The 16,924-nt window shown below is 37.2% G+C and carries 16 protein-coding genes and 1 tRNA gene; 10 read left to right on the top strand and 7 right to left on the bottom strand.

Annotated features, from left to right (window positions below; genetic code table 11):
- Positions 1-63 precede the first annotated feature (63 nt).
- Positions 64-1,266: a deoxyguanosinetriphosphate triphosphohydrolase family protein gene (locus LKE05_RS02300; RefSeq protein ID WP_308455794.1), complete on the bottom strand. Its 1,203-nt coding sequence runs from the start codon at positions 1,264-1,266 to the stop codon at positions 64-66.
- 160 nt (positions 1,267-1,426) lie between these two features.
- Between LKE05_RS02300 and LKE05_RS02305 the strand changes: the two genes are divergently transcribed.
- The 3 genes from LKE05_RS02305 to LKE05_RS02315 all read left to right on the top strand — a co-directional run bounded on the left by LKE05_RS02305 (position 1,427) and on the right by LKE05_RS02315 (position 3,517).
- Complete coding sequence (locus LKE05_RS02305) at positions 1,427-2,602, top strand: LPXTG cell wall anchor domain-containing protein (RefSeq protein ID WP_147514113.1); 1,176 nt, start codon at positions 1,427-1,429, stop codon at positions 2,600-2,602.
- 26 nt (positions 2,603-2,628) lie between these two features.
- Positions 2,629-3,381 (top strand): class B sortase, encoded by a 753-nt coding sequence (gene srtB / locus LKE05_RS02310; RefSeq protein ID WP_308455795.1) that lies wholly within the window; start codon positions 2,629-2,631, stop codon positions 3,379-3,381.
- 61 nt (positions 3,382-3,442) lie between these two features.
- A tRNA-Arg gene (locus tag LKE05_RS02315) sits at positions 3,443-3,517 on the top strand.
- A 57-nt stretch (positions 3,518-3,574) separates the two neighbouring features.
- Here LKE05_RS02315 and LKE05_RS02320 read toward each other — a convergent pair.
- The gene (locus tag LKE05_RS02320; RefSeq protein WP_308455796.1) at positions 3,575-4,411 is read right to left on the bottom strand and encodes an AraC family transcriptional regulator; all 837 of its coding nucleotides are present in this window, start codon (positions 4,409-4,411) and stop codon (positions 3,575-3,577) included.
- A 120-nt stretch (positions 4,412-4,531) separates the two neighbouring features.
- On the opposite strand from LKE05_RS02320, the gene LKE05_RS02325 reads away from it, so the two are divergent.
- Complete coding sequence (locus LKE05_RS02325; protein ID WP_308455797.1) at positions 4,532-6,676, top strand: alpha-galactosidase; 2,145 nt, start codon at positions 4,532-4,534, stop codon at positions 6,674-6,676.
- A 35-nt stretch (positions 6,677-6,711) separates the two neighbouring features.
- On the opposite strand, the gene mtaB is transcribed toward LKE05_RS02325, so the two are convergent.
- On the bottom strand, positions 6,712-8,007 hold the full coding sequence (mtaB, locus tag LKE05_RS02330) for a tRNA (N(6)-L-threonylcarbamoyladenosine(37)-C(2))-methylthiotransferase MtaB (RefSeq protein ID WP_147515062.1): 1,296 nt from the start codon (positions 8,005-8,007) through the stop codon (positions 6,712-6,714).
- 193 nt (positions 8,008-8,200) lie between these two features.
- On the opposite strand from mtaB, the gene LKE05_RS02335 reads away from it, so the two are divergent.
- Entirely contained in the window at positions 8,201-8,431 is a 231-nt protein-coding gene (locus LKE05_RS02335) for an HPr family phosphocarrier protein (RefSeq protein ID WP_022229204.1), read from the top strand.
- Positions 8,432-8,528: 97 nt separating this feature from the next.
- Here LKE05_RS02335 and ylqF read toward each other — a convergent pair whose 3' ends face one another.
- The 3 genes from ylqF to rplS all read right to left on the bottom strand — a co-directional run bounded on the left by ylqF (position 8,529) and on the right by rplS (position 10,579).
- Entirely contained in the window at positions 8,529-9,395 is an 867-nt protein-coding gene (ylqF, locus tag LKE05_RS02340) for a ribosome biogenesis GTPase YlqF (protein WP_308455798.1), read from the bottom strand.
- Positions 9,396-9,409: 14 nt separating this feature from the next.
- Positions 9,410-10,096: a signal peptidase I gene (gene lepB, locus LKE05_RS02345; RefSeq protein WP_022229206.1), complete on the bottom strand. Its 687-nt coding sequence runs from the start codon at positions 10,094-10,096 to the stop codon at positions 9,410-9,412.
- 132 nt (positions 10,097-10,228) lie between these two features.
- Positions 10,229-10,579 carry a 50S ribosomal protein L19 gene (rplS, locus tag LKE05_RS02350; protein ID WP_117965767.1) on the bottom strand — a complete coding sequence of 117 codons (351 nt, stop codon included), beginning with the start codon at positions 10,577-10,579 and terminating at the stop codon, positions 10,229-10,231.
- A gap of 182 nt (positions 10,580-10,761) precedes the next feature.
- Here rplS and spoIIP point away from each other — a divergent pair, with 182 nt between their 5' ends.
- The 5 genes from spoIIP to LKE05_RS02375 all read left to right on the top strand — a co-directional run bounded on the left by spoIIP (position 10,762) and on the right by LKE05_RS02375 (position 15,414).
- A complete protein-coding gene (gene spoIIP, locus LKE05_RS02355; protein ID WP_308455799.1) occupies positions 10,762-11,901 on the top strand; it encodes a stage II sporulation protein P in 1,140 nt (379 codons plus the stop codon).
- A gap of 67 nt (positions 11,902-11,968) precedes the next feature.
- Positions 11,969-13,780, top strand: a complete 1,812-nt coding sequence (gene lepA, locus LKE05_RS02360; protein WP_022229209.1) for a translation elongation factor 4 — start codon at positions 11,969-11,971, stop codon at positions 13,778-13,780.
- Between the two features lie 127 nt (positions 13,781-13,907).
- Positions 13,908-14,105 (top strand): helix-turn-helix transcriptional regulator, encoded by a 198-nt coding sequence (locus tag LKE05_RS02365; RefSeq protein WP_022229210.1) that lies wholly within the window; start codon positions 13,908-13,910, stop codon positions 14,103-14,105.
- Positions 14,106-14,107: 2 nt separating this feature from the next.
- Positions 14,108-14,524, top strand: coding sequence for a DUF2178 domain-containing protein (locus tag LKE05_RS02370; protein WP_308455800.1), 417 nt, complete (start codon positions 14,108-14,110; stop codon positions 14,522-14,524).
- Positions 14,525-14,592: 68 nt separating this feature from the next.
- Positions 14,593-15,414, top strand: a complete 822-nt coding sequence (locus LKE05_RS02375) for a zinc ribbon domain-containing protein (RefSeq protein WP_308455801.1) — start codon at positions 14,593-14,595, stop codon at positions 15,412-15,414.
- A 39-nt stretch (positions 15,415-15,453) separates the two neighbouring features.
- Here the strand turns inward: LKE05_RS02375 and argH are convergent, their stop codons facing one another.
- On the bottom strand, positions 15,454-16,833 hold the full coding sequence (gene argH, locus LKE05_RS02380; RefSeq protein ID WP_308455802.1) for an argininosuccinate lyase: 1,380 nt from the start codon (positions 16,831-16,833) through the stop codon (positions 15,454-15,456).
- Positions 16,834-16,924 lie beyond the last annotated feature (91 nt).

Raw genomic sequence — 16,924 nt, forward strand, 5'->3', positions numbered from 1 at the left:
ATACACTATTAATTGTAAAAATTCAATAGAAAAATAAAATCTTTTTAAAAATATCTCTGATTTTTAAACATTATCGAAGTATGATATATATTTTACGGGTGCTTGTTTATTAAATAAATACTCATATAAGTCGATAAAATAGTCGTCTGTCATACTTGCGATGTAATCCGTCACAATATCATTAAAATCACTGTTTTTTGTATATTCGTATCCCGAAAATCTGTTTGAATAGTCGATTAATTCAATATGATGCTTGAATATCGGCGATGATTTTATGTCATTTTTTAAATCATAAAGCAACTTATTGTATATTTCCTCAAACATCGGTTCAATAGTTTTGTCGTATACGTCAGAAATTTTGCTGTTTTGATATATAACACGGAAATTGTCTTTTTTACTGTTTTTTAGTGCTTGATAGTGCTTTTCATCAAGCTGTATAAAATCTTTGCCGTAACTGTTTTCAACGATATTTACAATAAGATTATTTATAATAGCCGCATTGTATTTGCCTATTTCACTTTCGGCGAAAACACTTTCACTGTCAATCAGCTTGGTTTTTATAGCGTCTTGGCGGTCTTTTCCGATATAAGCAATCATATCCGAAATTCTGACAACACAACCTTCAAGCGTAGACGGTACAAGTCGGTCTATTGCGGATTGGTCAATATAACATTCTTCAACCTTTGCGTCAAAATCCTTGAAATTGTCAAGCTTTGACGGACGGTATTCTTTGCACTCGAACTCACCGTTGTGACAAAGTATTCCGTCAAGTGTTTGAAGGCTGATGTTGAGGTTAAATATTTTATCAAGCACACGCACACTGTGTACGTTGTGATTGAAATATCGTCCCGTATTTGCATGATATGATTTGTTTAAGAATTTTTCGCCCGCGTGACCGAACGGTGTGTGACCTATGTCGTGACCGAGTGCGACAGCCTCTATTAAATCAAGGTCAAGACCAAGCATTCTGCCTATATTTCGCGCAATTCTTGAAACAAGCTGAACGTGCAGAGCACGGTGTGAAATATCATCGTTTTTATAAAAAGAAAATACCTGTGTTTTGTCGGCATAGCGGTTGTAATATGGACTGTGCATAATTTTTTCAACGTCACGCACAAACGCAGGCCGCCAAAGAGTGGCTCTGTCGTGTTCCTTGTCAATACGGCGGATTGCGTTATCCTTAAAACCGTTGCCGTCAAAAAGTTCTGTATTTATTTTGTTTTGTAATTCATCGGAAAGTTTTTCGTAATTTGAATCTGAACTCATTTTATACCTCCTCGTTTTAATTGATTATACCATAAAATGCGGAATATAACAATATTCGTAACAATAAATTAACAATTACAGTAGTGACAATTAAAAAAGAATGTGATATACTATATGTAGTATGAAGAAAATATTAAAGTAAATATAAGGAGCGAGAATTATGAAAAAAGTGCTTTCGGGTATGATTGCGGCAGTTATGACAATATGTATGTCGGTATCTGTATTTGCGTCACCAAATTCAAGCGTATCTATAAAAAATAATGACAGTAAGTCAACCCCTGTTACATATGAATATGCACCTGATCAGTTGGGCGAAACTGTGAGATCGATAAAGCCGTTGATGACAAAACTTGACGATTTGTCTAAACAGTCGTCTGTTGTTCAGACTCTTACAATATCAAGCGAAAGTGCAGAGGGTGATCCGGTAGATTTTAAATTGAGATTGTCTATGTCGGAAAAAACGTCAAACGATGTAAAACCAGAGGCCTTAAAAACACCGTCACCTGACGAATACAGTGCTTTGAATTATTATAATATAAAAGTAACGGATTCAAACAATAAGCTTATTTATTCGTATGCGAATGACGACTCTAAAACGGATAACAGTACATATAAAGATGTTCCGTTGGGAACAATGAACAGTTCTGCGAATACTGAAAACAAAATTATAAATGTAACGGTATCGGTAAATAAGTCCTTGAAAAATTCTGATGCGGCACAATATGCTGAAAAACTTGATTGGAGCATTGTTTCAAGCGTGAAAAAAACAGAGACTGCCGAGACACCAAAGGCTACAGAAGAAGTTGCAAAAGAAACAACCGCACCGACAACGGAAGTAACAGCGAAGGAAACAACTAATCCGTCTGTAAAAGAGGATAAAAACGGTGTTGTTACATTGGCACAGGGCGAATATATTTGCGGTGAAGATATTGACCCGGGCAGATATACTATGACAGGTAACGGGAAAGTTCATGTTTACACAGAAAACGGTGAATTAAAATCAACAATCGCATTAAAGGATAAAAATTCATCTGCAAACGGAGTTGAGGAATATCTTATAAATTTGACAGACGGTGAAAAGATAAAGGTTGAATCTGAAACTAAATTCACACCGTATACTGCAACTGCGACCGCAAAACCGAAAGCAACCTCAACAGCAAGTTCATCGACAAAAGCTACAACAAAGCCGACAGCTACACCGAAAACAACGGCTAAACCGTCAAAGAACAATCCTAAGACAGGGGATAACACTCCTATCGTAGCATTGGTTTCAGTCGGTATTCTTGCGGCAGGTGCATTTGTGTTTATCGAAATTAAAAAGAGAAAAAACAACTAAACTAAAGTGAAAGGGCGTGTATGATAGTGAAAAAACGACTTACTGTCATACAGGTCCTTTTAGTTTTGATATTTGTAGGGTGTTGCGGTTATCTCGGAAAATATTTTTATGATTCACATAAGGCTGAAAGCGGTTTTGATGAATTGAAAAAAGTGGTTGAGAAAACGGAACGTGCAGACGCAACGGACGGTTATATTGATAAACGTGCGGATAACGGTATGCTTGAATGTTATTACTCGTTATATCAGCAGAATAATGATATGGTAGGGTGGATAAAGATTCCCGATACACCTGTCGATTATCCTGTGGTAAAGTATAGCGACAATGAATTTTATTTGCATAAGAATTTTAATAAGGAATATCAATTCAGCGGTATACCTTTTCTCGATTATCAGTCGAATGACGAATCGGTGAATAAAATTATTTATGCACATAATATGAAGAACGGTACAATGTTTGCGTCACTTGCCGATTATGAGGATAAAAGCTTTTATGACGCTCATAAAAATATAATGTATGATACATTGTATGATAAAGGCGAATATGAGATTGTGTCCGCGTTTACGACTAAAGTCGGTGCAAGTAATGAATTTAAGTATTACGATTATGCGGATATAGAGTCGGAGGAGCGGTTTAATGAATATGTAACTCAGGCAAAGTCACGTTCGTTTTATGATACAGGCGTAAATACAGTGTACGGCGATAGCCTTATAACACTTTCAACGTGTGCGTATCATACGTCAAATGAAAGATTTGTCGTGATTGCAAGAAAGAAATAAGAAAATACTTGAAATCAGCTTTGAAATATTATATAATATATTGGTATGTTAATAGTGTTTTGCTCTCGTAGTTAAGTGGATATAATAAACCCCTCCTAAGGGTTAGTCACCAGTTCGACTCTGGTCGGGAGTACCACGTCGGAATGGACTACGCTCCATTCCGATTTTTCTATGCAGAAAAATAATTATTATATTATTTCCCAATAATAGATTGCTCCCAAATTTGTTTTTGACGCCATGTGGTAGGGGGAACACCGAATTGTTTTTTGAAAGTTCTGTTAAAGATATGAGTATCGCAATAACCTACGCTTTGTGCAGTTTCTGTTACGGACGCGTTTGTGTTTTTTAAATACAATGCCGCGGTATTCATTTTAAGTGAAATAATATAGTTTTGCGGACTTGTTTTTTTATATTCATTGAAAAGTCTTGTTAAATAACTTCTGTCAATTCCGACATATTTTGCAACGTCCGAAACGGATATTTTTTTATGAACATTTGTTTTTATAAACGTTTCTGCTTTTTGAATATATTCTTCGGCATTGCTGACGGTATTAATTTGTTCGCCGTCTGTAAGGCAGTAAATGAAATTCCAAAATTTTTGCATGAGCAATTCAAAACACATTTCTCCGGACGAAATAATATTACAGAGTGCATTGCCGACCGAATTATTCTCATCATCGGTATAAATCGGCGTGCTTTCGTTAAGACCGACAGACTTTAAAATTGACTGCGACATACTTCCGTTAAATTCAATCCATCGATACAACCAAGGGTCGCTGTCATCGGCTTTATAATATGTAAGCTGATTTGGCGATATAAGAAACATCTGCCCTTTATGAAGATGATATGTGTTATTTTCTGTTTGAAAAATACCTTTACCGCTGTAAACATAATGCAACAGATAGTTACTTCGTACACATGGTCCGAACGAATGATTTCTATTGCATTGTTCTTCGCCGTATTGTACGGGATAAATATCGGTAGGAATAAACTTTGTATATGCGTAATATGTATTTATAAAACAATTCATTTTACTCAACTCCTATTTGTAGAATATCACATTTAGACACATACTGTCAACACTTTGATATTCTATTTTCGTAAATAAAGTGATATTATAATATCACAAAAAATACAGGAGGATATAAAAATGATTGTCAGAAACGGAAAAACAACGCACCTTATCGGCAGAGATATAAGTTATATAATGTTTGAAAACGAGGACGGAGACCTTTTGAATTTTCATTTCGGAAAAAAGATAGCGGATATTGATTATTCGCAAATGAAAGAAGAATGGGAAGAAAAGTGGGGGTTTGTTTCAAACAGATTTTGTCTTGACAATTATCCGCAGGAATATCCGTCTTACGGCTATTCTGACTTGAGAAATCCGGCATATCAGGTTGTAAATAAATTCGGAAATGCTGTTTCAAGACTTGTGGTGAAAGAATATATAATTCATAATGAGTGTGCCGTTCAAACCGACGGTATGCCTTGTCTTTTCAATAAGAATAAAAAAGCTGATACGCTTGAAGTTGTATTATATGATGAAATTATCGACTTGGAAGTGCATTTATATTATACGGTATTTGACGAGTACAATATAATCGCCAGACATACTGTAATTATAAATAAATCAGACAGTGATATTAAGCTTTTGAGTGCGTATTCGGCAAGTATTGATTTACCTATGGACGACTATGAAATGATACATTTTGCAGGTTCGTGGGGACGTGAGAGAGCAATGCACAGAACAAAGCTTGAAATGGGAATGAAAGCTGAAGTCGAAAATGCAAGAGGCGGAAGCGGACATCAGTTAAATCCGTTTTCAATGATTACTTCGGTTGGCGCGGACGAAACACATGGCGAAGTTTACGGATTTTCACTTGTATACAGCGGTAATCATTCCACAGTCGCAAAAATAGACCAATTCGGCAATTTAAGAGTACAACAGGGAATTAATCCGCATCAGTTTGAATGGATTTTAGAACCGAACGAAAGCTTTTGTACACCGCAGTCTGTAATTTGTTATTCCGACAGCGGTATCGGTGCTATGACAAGAGAGTATCACGACGTTTTCAGAAACAATTTGATGAGAAGTAAATGGGTAAACAAAAAACGTCCTATCCTTATAAATAATTGGGAGGGTACATACTTTGATTTTACCGAAGAAAAGTTACTTCAAATGGCTGAAAAGGCTCATCAGGCGGGTGTTGAGCTGTTCGTGCTTGATGATGGTTGGTTCGGAAAGAGGAACAATGATACGTGCAGTCTGGGCGATTGGAAAGTTAATTATGATAAATTACCGTCGGGTATAGACGGATTGGCGGAAAAAATAAATAAAATCGGTATGAAATTCGGTTTGTGGTTTGAACCTGAAATGATAAGTCCGGATTCGGATTTATACAGAGAACATCCCGATTGGGCAATTCATATTGACGAAAGAGAAGGAGTTCAGTCAAGAAATCAAATGGTGCTTGATTTGAGCAGAGATGAGGTTTGCGAATATGTTATAAATGCGGTGAGCGATATACTTGCAAATGCAAATATTGAGTATGTGAAGTGGGATATGAACAGACAGCTTACAGATATGCCGAGATTGGGATATAATCACGAATACACGCTCGGTTACTATAAAATAATGTCCGCAATAACCGAAAAATTCCCTAATATTTTATTTGAGGGCTGCAGTGCCGGCGGCGGTAGATTTGACGCGGGAGTGCTTGCATATATGCCGCAAATATGGACGAGTGACAATTCGGACGCAATAGCAAGACTTAAAATGCAGTATTCGACTTCAATGTGTTATCCTGTTTACAGCATATCTTCTCATGTAACAGCGTCGCCAAATCATCAATGCGGACGTGATACGTCTTTAAAAACAAGGGCAGATGTTGCATATTGCGGAACATTCGGATATGAGCTTGACGTTACAAAGATGTCCGATGAAGAATTTGAAGAAATCAAAGCACAGATTAAATTTGAAAAGAGAATACAAGACCTTATGTGTAACGGTGACTTGTACAGATTGATAAATCCGTATGAAACGAATTATTGCAGTTGGGAAGTGGTTTCAAAGGATAAAAAGCATATATTTGTTATGGCTTGCAAAGTGCTTGCGGTTGCACAAACAAAGAGTGAAAAAGTTAAATTACAGGGACTTGATACGAATAAACAATATAGAAATACATTTACAGGTAAAGTTTACAGCGGTGATTTTCTGATGTATCACGGTATAAGAGCCAATTATGAAATGAAAGATTTTTCAACTGTTGTATTTGAATTTGCAGAGATATAAAATAAAGGCTGATGACAAAAATCATCAGCCTTTTACTATTCAACTATTTTTCCGATAACAATTCCGTTTTCGTTTCTTTCAAGAAGAACATTTCTGAATTGGTCGTTTAAATCTATATCGGACGGTGCGTGGACTGTAATGTAATTATCTGTTTTACCCTCAAAAAGTCCGTCTTTTGCAGGTTGTTCAAAAAGTACACGCATTGTTTTGCCTATAAAACGATTTATAAATTCATCACGCGTTTTCTGTGTTTCGGCGATTATTATTTTACTTCGCTTTTCTTTTACGTCCGGTGAAATTTGGTTTGGACGTTTTGCGGCTGGTGTTCCGCGACGTTGCGAATATTGGAAAACATGGGCGTCGGCAAATTTTATATTGCGTACAAATTCAACTGTTTTATTAAATTCTTCATCACTTTCATCAGGAAAACCGACCATTATATCAGTAGTGATTGCAACATCGTCAAATGCCTCTCTTAAACCGTCCACAATGCCTTTAAATTGAGCGGTTGTATACTTTCTGTTCATACGTTTTAATGTTTCGTCACAACCGGATTGAAGCGATATATGGAAGTGGTGACACAGCTTTTTAGAATCCTTAATGCTGTCTATAAATTCCTGATTTAAAGTCATCGGCTCAATAGAAGAAAGACGTATACGCTCAACGCCGTCAATCTTGTCAACGTCCATAATTAAACTTTCAAGCGTTGTGTCACCGAGATCGACACCGTATGACGCAACATGAATACCGACAAGGATAATCTCTTTAAAGCCGTTGTGTGCAAGCTCCTTGATTTCTCTTACAACATCATCTTTTGCTCTGCTGCGAACAGGACCTCTGGCATAGGGGATAATGCAGTAAGAACAAAACTGATTGCAGCCCTCTTGAATTTTAATAAATGCACGGGTTCTATTTGAATATTGCTTTATTTGAAGTTCTTCAAATTCGTGGTTACTCATTATATCCGAAACGTGATTAATGTTTGATTCGGTGTTAAGTTCTTCAACAAGCGTAACAATGTTCTTTCTGTCTTTTGTGCCGAGTACAAGATTAACACCCTCAATGGCAAGAACTTCGTCAGGTGCGGTTTGAGCATAACAGCCTGTAACGGCTATAACTGCATTCGGATTAAGTTTTTTTGCACGACGAATAATTTGACGTGATTTTCTGTCACCCATATTTGTTACGGAACAGGTATTTATAACATACACGTCCGCAACTTCGGTAAATTCTTTTATTTCATAGCCGCTATCGGCAAATAATTCCGCCATAGCCTCTGTTTCATATTGATTAACCTTGCAACCAAGTGTATAAAATGCTGCTTTTTTCATCTTTTCAACCTTTCAAGTATATCTTTTGACAATATCGTTAAAAATACCTTAACGACATTAGTATTATTATATAAAATTTTTTTTAAAAACGCAATAGCTATTGACTTTTTCAGAAAAAAATTGTATTATAGGTAATGTAAGAGATTACATATCACAAATAGGCTTCACGCATGAAATAAGGAGGAATAAAATTATGAAAACATTTGATTTATTACTAAGCTCTATTAATGACGTAAAAGATTTCGTGAATATCGTAAGTAAGTATGACTTCGATGTAGACTTGACATCAGGTAGATATGTCGTTGATGCAAAATCTATCATGGGTATCTTCAGCTTGGATTTGTCTAAGCCTATTAAGGTTGAAGTACATTCTGATGACTGCGATAAGTTTATGGAAGAACTTGATAAGTTTATCATTAAATAATGTAGCTTGAAAATTAAGCGTCCTTTAAGAAAAAGGGCGTTTTTCTTTTGAAAACAAATTTTAAGAGGAACGTTTTTGATGCGTTCCTCTTTTTCGTTTATTCCTGTTCATTTAATTGTGACGGAGTTTCAAGGGTTATGTGACCGATTTTTGCACCGCGCAGTTCGTCAAGTACCATATTTGCGGCACGCTCCATATCAATTTCACCGCCCGAAATAACAAAGCCGCGTTTTTTACCGATTTTCTCCAACACTTCATATCCCTTAAGCCCCTCGACCGTATCAAGTTTGTATCGTGTACAAAGTTCGTTCGGATAATTGTCACGTAGATAATCGCATAGGGAATAGGCAAGAAGTTCAGTGTTCATTATTTCGTCTTTTATAGCGCCTGTGTAAGCAAGTTTTACGGCAACTGTTTGGTCCTCGAATTTCGGCGGAAGAATACCGGGAGTATCAAGAAGTTCCGCGTCACCTTTAATTCTAAGCCACTGCTTACCGCGTGTAACACCCGGTTTGTCGCCTGTTTTTGTGCTTGCCTTACCGATAAGACGGTTTATAAGACTTGATTTTCCTACATTCGGAATACCGACCATCATTATTTTTAAAGTTCGGTTTCGTCCTCTTTCTCTTTCACGGTCAATTTTATCCTGTATAAGTGCGCGAGCCTCTGCAATCACCGTATTAATGCCCATACCTGTCGTACAGCTTATCGGAATAACCTTAAGACCTTGCTCTGCATACCAATCAATCCACAGTTTTGTTCTGTTTTTATCTGCAAGGTCGGCTTTGTTTAAAACAAGCAGTCTCGGTTTGTTTTTTATAATATCGTCAAAATGCGGATTACGTCCCGAAAAGGGAATACGTGCGTCCAATATTTCAACAACAACGTCAATTAATTTAAGATTTGCCTCAATCAAACGGCGTGTTTTCGCCATATGACCGGGATACCATTGTAAATTCTGCATAAGTACCTCGTTAATTATTTAGTAAGACCTATATCCGATAAAGGCCATATTCTGACTTGTGACTTACCTAAAATTGCTTTGAAAGGAACTTGACCGAGTTCTGATGAACGGCTGTCCTTACTGCGGGTTCTGTTGTCACCCATAACAAATACACAGTCATCGTCCACGGTGATAGGATATTCAACGGTAGGATCTATTGAAGTTGTTAAACCGTCATAATAAGGCTCGTCAAGCATTTCACCGTCAACATATACTTTACCGTCAACCAAGTCTATTGTTTGACCCGGCATGGCGATTATTCTCTTAACATAATACTTTTTCTTAAGATTTGAAGGCATACTGCTTTGTGCAAAGAATTTTTCAAATGAAGAAAGTTCTTCTTTGTCTTTTGATTCAGCCAATCTGTCAAAGTATTCTTCACGGTTTTTGTATTCACTGTCAAGAATGATAATATCACCTTGTTTCGGAGTGTAGCCGAGTTTTGTAACTATAAGTCTGTCGTTATCTACAAGTGTAGGGAACATACTTGAACCGTCTACACGTACAATGTCAAATATAAAGCCTTTGATAAGCATAGCAATTACTATTGCGATAGCAAGTGTATATACCCATTCCCAAATTTCTCTTGCAAGGCTTGTCTTTTTATCTTCCTTAGCAGTTGTTTTTGTTACGTTTTCGTTCTTTCCTTCTTGTTCACTCATTTTTTTCTTCCTCCTGACATACTATATAAAATGATTATACTACATTTATATTCAAGTTACAATGAATAAAATGTTAATTTTTAAAGACAAAAAAGGGGACACCGAAATGCCCCTTTTCGTATTATAAGGAAATTAGATTCTTTCCTTAACTTTTGCTGCTTTACCAACTCTGTCACGAAGATAGAATAGTCTTGCACGTCTAACTTTACCTTTTCTTGAAACTTCAATCTTTTCAATGTTAGGTGAGTTAACAGGCCATGTTTTTTCAACGCCTACGCCGTAAGAAACTCTTCTTACTGTGAAAGTTTGAGCGATACCGCCACCCTGTACTTTGATGATTGTACCTTCAAACATCTGAGTTCTTGTACGAGAACCTTCGACGATTCTTTGGTAAACCTTTACGTTGTTACCAACTACAAGTTCAGGTAAATCTGTTCTGATTTGGTCTTTTGTCAAAGCGTTAATGATTTCTTGTGTGTTCATCATTAAATCCTCCTTAATAATCTGGGACATTCGTGCCGACCGAGGCAGAGGACTATCCGTAATAACTACAAAATTATACCACAGTTCAAGCGTAATTGCAAGCTTTTTTTGAAAATTTTTTCGACATATTTAAAAAAATCTTGCGTATTTATAAAATAGCACTCTATGAAAGGGATAAAATTATGAAATTTAAAACTGTTGTTATAACAAAAAAGAAACTTATCATAGCCGTAGTGGGTATTTTGTTTTTAGGCGGTATTATTACGGCGGTGAGCTTAATTCCTCCCAAAACGGCGAATGTGTTTAATTATCAAAATGAAATATATGAAGATATACTTGCCGAGGGTCTGCCGAATAATAATGAAAAGACATTCAGCTTAAAGGATTTTGCAAAGAAAATATTAGGGTTTGATATTGAAAATCCGGAAACAATAATAAGTGAATATTCATCGGTATTTGACGGGACAACCTCACAGACGGAGCAGGAGAATACCGGTGAAGAAATTGCGGAAGAAAATACTGAGCTGGGAGAAGAACAAACGGAGCAAACACCTGACACAGTACAGGAAGAAGTACCAATGCCAGACAAATCACAAATTTGTACGGCGAATAATTTAAAGCTGAACAATGCGACAACATATAATGTGGATGTAAATGCTTTGTGCGCGGAGGAGTTTTCCATAAACACAGATGCGGACGGACCGAAAGTTCTTGTTGTACATACGCATACAACGGAATGTTATGACGGCGACCAGATGAACGGTGAAACAGAAAGAAATACGGACGCGAGTATGAACGTGGTTGCGGTAGGTGACGAGATATGCAGAGTGCTTGAAGAAAACGGTATAAAGACGGTACACGACACAACTTATCATGATTATCCGTCATATCAAGGCTCTTATACAAGGGCGTTGTCAACGATAGAAACACAGCTTAAAAACAATCCGTCAATAGAAATTGTACTTGACGTACATCGTGACGCATTTATTTATTCGGACGGCTCAAAACTTGCGGTTACGTGTGAAGAAAACGGAATATCGACTGCACAGGTTATGCTTGTTGTCGGTACGAACAGTATGGGATTGTGGCACGAAAATTGGCAGGAGAATTTGAAGTTTGCGGCTAAAATTCAAAATGCGGCTGAAATAATGTATCCCGGAGTTATGCGACCTATTAATCTAAGAAAAGAACGATTTAACGAGCATATGACTAAAGGAAGTTTGATTTTAGAGGTCGGAAGTAACGGAAATACTCTTGCACAGGCGAAAGAGGGCGGAAAAGATGTTGCAAGAGCGATTGCGGCGGTGCTTAATGCAAAATAATCGTTGCACAGACAAGCGATTTGTGATATAATAAAAAATAATTATCGAATATTTTAGGAGAGAAAATATGTCAAACGAAAGACAGAGTAAAATCAGAAATTTTTGTATAGTAGCACATATAGATCACGGTAAGTCAACACTTGCCGACAGATTGCTTGAACTTACGGGAGAAGTTTCGGAACGTGATATGGAGGAACAGCTCCTTGATAATATGGATTTGGAGCGTGAGAGAGGTATCACGATTAAGGCACACGCCGTTACACTAAAGTATAAGCGTGATGACGGAGAAATTTATACTCTTAACTTAATTGACACACCGGGACACGTTGACTTTAACTATGAAGTTTCACGTTCGCTTGCGGCGTGTGAGGGAGCGATACTTATTGTTGACGCGTCACAGGGTATCGAGGCACAAACACTTGCAAACACATATCTTGCAATCGACCATGACCTTGAGGTTGTACCGGTAATCAACAAAATAGACTTGCCGTCTGCACAACCCGAGATGGTAATAAACGAAATCGAGGACGTTATAGGAATCCCTGCGGAGGACGCACCTCAAGTATCGGCAAAGACAGGTCTTAACGTGGAATCTGTACTTGAAGAAATTGTTGAAAAAATTCCGTCACCGACAGGTGATGAAAATGCACCGCTAAAGGCACTTATATTTGACTCTTATTATGATAGCTATAAAGGCGTTATTGTTTACGTAAGAATTAAAGAGGGAACAGTTAAACCTGGTGACAGAATAAGAATGATGGCGACCGGTGCTGAGTTTGACGTTGTTGAAGTCGGTGTTATGCACCCTGCCGGACTTGTGCCTAATAAGGGATTGGCGGCAGGCGATGTCGGATATATTGCGGCAAGTATTAAAAATATTCAAGATACGCGTGTTGGTGATACGATTACAACTGTTAAAAATGCGGCGGCAGAGCCGTTGCCGGGATATAAAAAGGTTAATCCTATGGTGTACAGCGGTATCTATCCTGCCGACGGTGCACAGTATGAAGATTTAAAGGACGCATTGTCTAAGTTACAGCTTAATGATGCGGCACTGATGTTTGAACCGGAAACATCTGTTGCACTTGGTTTTGGTTTCAGATGCGGATTTTTGGGACTTCTTCATATGGAGATTATACAGGAAAGACTTGAAAGAGAATATAATCTTGACCTTGTAACAACAGCGCCGAGCGTTATATATAAGGTTTATAAAACGAACGGTGAAATGGTGTGGGTGGATAACCCTACAAATCTTCCCGATCCTGCAGAGATTGATTATATGGAAGAACCTATGGTTAAGGCTACGATTATGGTACCTAAAGACTATGTCGGCAATGTAATGGAATTATGTCAGGAAAGACGCGGAATATATAAGGATATGACGTATATGGACGCGTCAAGAGCGGAGATATTCTATGAACTTCCGCTTAATGAAATTATATACGATTTCTTTGACGCGTTAAAATCAAGAACTAAAGGTTATGCTTCATTTGACTATGAACTTTGCGGATATACACGCAGTAATCTTGTTAAACTTGATATTCTGCTTAACGGTGAAATGGTTGACGCACTTTCATTTATTGTTCATAAGGACAGTGCATACTCACGCGGCAGGAAAATGGCTGAAAAACTTAAAGAGGCAATTCCGCGTCAGCTTTTTGAAGTGCCTATTCAAGCGGCAGTCGGTTCAAAGATTATCGCTCGTGAAACTGTTAGAGCAATGCGTAAGGATGTGCTTGCAAAATGTTATGGCGGTGATATTACGCGTAAAAAGAAACTTCTTGAAAAACAAAAAGAGGGTAAAAAGCGTATGCGTCAAGTCGGTAGCGTAGAAGTACCGCAAGAGGCGTTTATGTCTGTATTGAAATTGGATGACTAATGCGAAAACAAGCGACAATGAAAAAGTCGCTTGTTTTTTTTAGATAAAATGTAAAGTGTACTTGACTTTTTATAAAATAATGATATAATAAAAATGTAAAGCAAACTATACATAAAGGAGTGGTAATTTGAATAATAGAATAAAAGAACTGCGAAAACAAAAGAAAATAACGCAAGATGAATTGGCAAAAGCGGTTGAAGTAACACGGCAAACGATTATATCGCTTGAAAACGGCAAATATAACGCGTCACTTCAGCTGGCGTACAAAATATCAAGGTATTTCGGAACCAATATTGAAGATGTATTTATTTTTGAGGAGGAATAGTGATGAAATTTAAAAATAAGCTGAAAATGCGATTAGGTATAGCAATTGTTTATGTAATTATCGGTGTATTACTTGTAGTTTTAACAAGTATCGGAATAATAAAAAATGAAGCGATGCTTGTTTTCGGAACGGCATTCGGTACTTGCGGTTTGGTGATGATAGTAAAGAATATCAGAATTTTTAAGAGTACAGAGAACTTCATAGAGAAAGAGATTGCAGAAAAAGACGAACGTAATATAATGATTTGGACAAAGGCGAGGAGTTTGACATTTAGCGTGTATGCCGTTATAGCCGGAATTGCGATTATAGTATTGTATACAGTGAATATGGAATATGCGGCACAAGTGATTGCGTATAATTTGTGTGGCGTTCTGGTTATATATTGGATTTGCTATTTTATAATAAGAAATAAATATTAAATATGGACAAATTCAAAGAAATTTGGTATAATATGTTTAAATAATTATTTGATAGTGGGGGATAAGATATGTATTGTAATAATTGCGGAACAAAAGTACCCGATGATGCGACTTTTTGTCCTAATTGCGGAAACAATATGCAATCACAAAAACAGTTAAACGGTATTAAAAATGATTTTTCTAAAAATACAAACGGTAATAAACATTCAAAAAAGAATAACAATAACACTGCGTTGATAGTTGCTATTATAGTTGCAACATTGATTGTATTCATATCAGCCGGCTTGATAATGTTTAATGTGATGTCAGGGAGCAGTCCTTTTGCACCGAAAGCAACATCAACTCCTATGCCGACACCGGTGCCGTTGCCGACTGCGACACCGACACAAATGCCGGAAGTTACACCGCAAATTGTATATGTGACACAGGAGCCGCAACAAGCTAATGTACCGCCTCAACAGCCAAGACAGGATACAGGTGTTGTAGCACATCCAAGTTATACTATGTATAACAGCAGTGCATATGGTTTTAAGTGCAGTTATCCGTCGCATTTTGTAGTATACAATGACGGAAAAGCAGAAACACTTTATTCTGTGGAAGCACCTGACGGCTCGGCAAGAGAAATTATAGCAACAAAGTCGGCGGCAGATACCTCGGTAGGAAACGAATTGAATTTCTATATTCAAAATCACGTAGGAAATGTGACGTATAAAACATCGGGAGCGGATTATTTTGCGGTAACGGTTAGTGACGGTATAACGGAATATTATAAGTATTGTAAGTTTAGAAACGGTAATATGTATTGGTTTGAATTTATATCACCTCACGCATATCACGATATTTATGATGTCTATATAAATGATATTTACGGTACGTTTAAAGTAAATTAATAAAAAATGCAAGCTGATTTAACAGCTTGCATTTTGTTTTTATTGCTGTGCTAAAAATTCTTTTGCGTCAGCGATTGCTTTTTCGACAACTTCTTTTGCCGGACCGCCTATGACTTTTCTGTCATTTACGCAAGTTTCCATGCTGATAGCATTATAAATATCATCCTCGATAATATCCGAAAATTCTTTGAATTCATCCATTGTAAGGTCATCAAGTGCTTTATCGTGTTCGATTGAATAGAATACCATTCTTCCGACAACTGCGTGTGCCTCTCTGAAAGGCAAGCCTTTCTTTACAAGATAATCGGCAACGTCAGTTGCGTTTGTAAATCCACCCTTTGAGCCTTTTAGCATATTATCCTTTTTAACTGTCATTGTTGCAATCATATCGCAGAATACAGGCAAGCAAAGTTTAACTGTATCAATACTGTCAAAAATAGGCTCTTTGTCTTCCTGCATATCTTTGTTGTATGCAAGCGGAATACCTTTCATTGTAGTAAGCAAGCCCATAAGATGACCGTAAACACGACCTGCCTTACCGCGAATAAGTTCCGCAACATCGGGATTTTTCTTTTGTGGCATAATAGATGAGCCTGTTGAAAAAGCGTCGTCCATTTCAACGAATGAAAATTCATTGCTTGACCATAAAATAAGTTCCTCGCAGAAACGGCTAAGGTGCATCATAACAAGAGCAAGACAGTTTGCAAGTTCAATAACAAAATCTCTGTCGGAAACACCGTCAAGCGAGTTCATTGTAACCGCATCAAAACCAAGTTCGCTGGCAACAAATTCTCTGTCAAGAGGGTAGGTAGTACCTGCAAGCGCACCGCTGCCCAAAGGCATAACGTTTGTACGCTTTCTGCAATCGCGAAGTCTTGAAAGGTCGCGTTTGAACATTTCAAAGTAAGCCATTAGGTGATGTGCAAAGGTAACAGGTTGTGCTTTTTGAAGGTGTGTGTAACCAGGCATAATTGTTTCGGTGTGGTCTGAAGCAAGGTCAACAAGTACGTTAAGTGTGTGTATAAGCATTTCTTCAATATCGGCAGTTTCGTCCATAAGATACATGCGAATGTCAAGAGCGACTTGGTCGTTACGGCTTCTGCCGGTGTGAAGTCTTTTACCTGCATCACCGATACGCTCAATTAAAATCTTTTCAATATTCATATGAATATCTTCTGCGTCAATTTCAAATTCAACTTTGCCGTCCTCAATATCCTTTAGAATATTCTTTAATTCGGCAACGATTTTGTCACTGTCCTCTTTTGGAATGATGTTCTGTTTGCCAAGCATTGTAGCGTGGGCAATAGAACCTTTTATATCTTGTTTGTACATACGTTTGTCAAAACGTATTGATGAATTGAAATCGTCAACTTTTTTGTCGGTGCTTTTCTGAAAGCGACCGCCCCATAATTTAGCCATATATTTTTTCTCCTTTGTCTATTAACTCATATACTTTTATTATATAATAAAAAAATGAAAATGTAAACGATTTATAAGAATTTTTCGAAAA

Source organism: Hominilimicola fabiformis, assembly GCF_020687385.1.
Classification (GTDB): domain Bacteria; phylum Bacillota; class Clostridia; order UBA1381; family UBA1381; genus Hominilimicola; species Hominilimicola fabiformis.